Annotated in this window: 4 protein-coding genes; 2 read left to right on the forward strand and 2 right to left on the reverse strand. The window is 69.3% G+C overall.

Annotation, left to right across the window (positions count from 1 at the left end; translation table 11 throughout):
- Positions 1-86: 86 nt before the first annotated feature.
- A complete protein-coding gene (locus ACFU7Y_RS42775) occupies positions 87-542 on the reverse strand; it encodes an ATP-binding protein (RefSeq protein WP_380771865.1) in 456 nt (151 codons plus the stop codon).
- Positions 543-662: 120 nt separating this feature from the next.
- Between ACFU7Y_RS42775 and ACFU7Y_RS42780 the strand changes: the two genes are divergently transcribed.
- Positions 663-1,544 carry a Scr1 family TA system antitoxin-like transcriptional regulator gene (locus ACFU7Y_RS42780; RefSeq protein WP_380771871.1) on the forward strand — a complete coding sequence of 294 codons (882 nt, stop codon included), beginning with the start codon at positions 663-665 and terminating at the stop codon, positions 1,542-1,544.
- Complete coding sequence (locus tag ACFU7Y_RS42785; RefSeq protein WP_380771867.1) at positions 1,541-1,729, forward strand: DUF397 domain-containing protein; 189 nt, start codon at positions 1,541-1,543, stop codon at positions 1,727-1,729. Before ACFU7Y_RS42780 ends, ACFU7Y_RS42785 begins: the two co-directional genes overlap by 4 nt.
- Before the next feature lie 126 nt (positions 1,730-1,855).
- On the opposite strand, the gene ACFU7Y_RS42790 is transcribed toward ACFU7Y_RS42785, so the two are convergent.
- Complete coding sequence (locus ACFU7Y_RS42790) at positions 1,856-2,506, reverse strand: class I SAM-dependent methyltransferase (protein ID WP_380771869.1); 651 nt, start codon at positions 2,504-2,506, stop codon at positions 1,856-1,858.
- Positions 2,507-2,668: the final 162 nt, after the last annotated feature.

Consider the following 2,668-nt stretch of genomic DNA (forward strand, 5'->3'; position numbering starts at 1 on the left):
GGTGGGAAGTCGGCCCGGCCGACTTCCCACTCCTGGAGGCTCATCGGAGTGTTGGGGCGGCGTGAAGGCCCTCGCTATGGCGGGGTTCAGGGGGCATCGGGGGCGAGGTCGAGTTCGGCCCAGACGGTCTTGGCGTTGGGGTGGCGGGGGATGGTGCCCCAGCGGTCACAGAGGGCGTCGACGAGGGTGAGGCCGCGCCCGGTCTGGGCGTTGGGGGTGTGGACGGTGGGGAGGACGGGGAGCCTGTCACCCCGGGGGTCGCTGATCTCGATGCGGAGGGTGGTGCCCCGGCGCACGGTGGTGGTGAGCGAGAGGTGAAGCTCGAACCCGCGCCCCGGAACGCGTCCGTGTGTGATCGCGTTCGCGGCCAGCTCCGCGACGATCAGCAGCGCGCAGTGGAATGGCTCGGTGTGCGTGGAGTCCAGCTCCCAATCGGCGAGTTGACGACGCGCCAGGCGTCGGCAGATGGCTGCGCCCTTGGGGGAGGCGGTGAGGGTGGCGGTGCGGGACCGGGGGTTGTCGAGAGGGATTTCGGTCGTCATGGGAGTTAAGCGTGGCGGGGCGGACGTACGCTGACCATGCACCCAGCAAGCACGGAGAGTGCCTGTACGGGTGCGGACAGCCTTTTGTTTCGTGGATCAATCACAGACGGGGTGGTCGCGATGGGTGCGGCGCGAAACAGCGAGTCGGGTGACGTGGTGCGGACGGAGCTCCCGGAGGACCTGACGGAAGTCTCGGACTTCTTCCGCGCGATCGGGAAGCAGATCAAACTCCTGAGGGAACAAGCCGGACTGACACAGAAGCAGCTTGGCGAACGGATCGGCTACGGCGAGCAGCTGGTCAGCGCAGTGGAGCGCGGACTAAGGACCCCGCAGCCCGAGTTTCTCGTCGCGGTGGACAAAGCCCTCAACGCCGGCGGCCTGCTGGCCATCGCGACGGATGACGTGATGAGGGCTCGGGCCAAGACCCGATTGCGGCACCCGGCCTGGTTCCGGGGCTACGTGAGCCTGGAGGACGTGTCGGTCGAAACCCACAACTTCGCCACGCTCGGCATTCCTGGACTGCTTCAGACCGAGGCTCACGCGCGAGCCATATTCGAGATGAGGCAGCCGCCTCTGGCCGAGGAGGTGATCGAGACGCGGGTGGCAGCGCGAATGGCCCGTCAGGAGGTGCTGATCCGCTGGCCGCGGGGGATGTTCAGCTGGGTGATCGACGAGAGCGTCCTGCGAAGGCCGCTCGGCGGCTGGGACGTGCATTCCGCTCAGCTCCGTCGACTTCTGGAGGTCGGCCGGATGCGCGGCATGGTCATCCAGGTGTTGCCGTTGAACAGAACCGAGCACGCCGGGATGGGTGGACCGTTCATTCTGATCACGCCCAAGGGACGTCCTCAGCAGGGCTACGTCGAGGTGCAGACGAGCAGTAGGCTGATCACCGATCCGGACGAGGTCCAGATCTTGAACGCGCGCTACAACATCCTCCGGGCTCAGGCTTACGATCCCGAGGAGTCCCTGGCCTTGATCGAGAAGATCCTGGGAGAACGATGATCCCCGAGCTGGCATGGTTCAAGAGCAGCTACAGCAGTAACGAGGGCGGCGAGTGCGTCGAGGTCGCCGAGACCCCCGGTGTCGTCCGCGTACGTGACTCCAAGGACAAGAGCGGCCCCCAGCTGGCCTTCGAGCCGGCCGCGTGGGAAGCGTTCGTGAAGTTCGCCGCCACCACCGAGGTCTGACCGTCCGGACCTCCCCTCAACGGCCCACCGCCCTCCCGGCGGCGGGCCGTTGGCGTTCGTCGACTTCGCTGCCGCCACCGAGGCCGTCTGACCGCACCCGGCACACGTCCGCACCGCCCGACAGATTCAGTGTGTACGGGTCTCGGCCAGCAGGCAGACGTACGAGCGGCCCCTGTCCTTCGGATGCGGCTGCTCGACCCGCGCCGTGACGGTGAAGCCGGCCGCCTCCAGCAACTCGGCCAGGCGGGCCGCCGGAACCAGGTACGAGGCGTACGACACCGGGTGGCCGTACGCCTTCGCGTGGTCCAACCGGACATCACCCGCGTGGCCGCCGAGCAGCAGGTGCCCACCGGGCGCGAGGACACGAGCGAACTCCGCGAAGATAAGGGGGAGTTGCTCCGCCGGGGCGTGATGGACGGAGTACCAGGCGAGGATGCCGCCGAGGGCGCCGTCGGGCAGGTCGAGCGCGCCCATCGAGCCGTGCAGGAAGCGCAGTTCGGGGTAGGCCCGGCGCGCCAGGGCGACCATCTCACCGGACACGTCGACGCCGAAGGCCGACAGCCCCAACCCGTCCAGGTACGCCGTCACCCGCCCGGGCCCGCAACCGAGGTCCGCGACCTCACCGCCGCCCGACTCCCGCACCAGCTCGGCGAAGGCGGCGAGCATCGCCCGGGACACCGGGTCCATGCCCTCCGGCGGGACGACGAGGCGGAGGTAGTCTGCGGCGACGGTGTCGTACGCCTCCCGGACGGCGGCGAGGTGGGCTGGTTCGGTCACCTCGCCACCCTAGTGCTGCGACCCGCCGTGTTCGCCCGACGAGGCGCCCGTCTCGGCCTCGCGACCTTTCCGACACCTGACCGCCGGGCCCGCACGACGCCCGTGACCACGAGAGCGCCCCCGCACACCACGCGGGGGACCGACCTCGCCGGGGCGGGGGCG

Source organism: Kitasatospora sp. NPDC057542 (assembly GCF_042801945.1).
In the GTDB taxonomy this organism is placed as follows: domain Bacteria; phylum Actinomycetota; class Actinomycetes; order Streptomycetales; family Streptomycetaceae; genus Kitasatospora.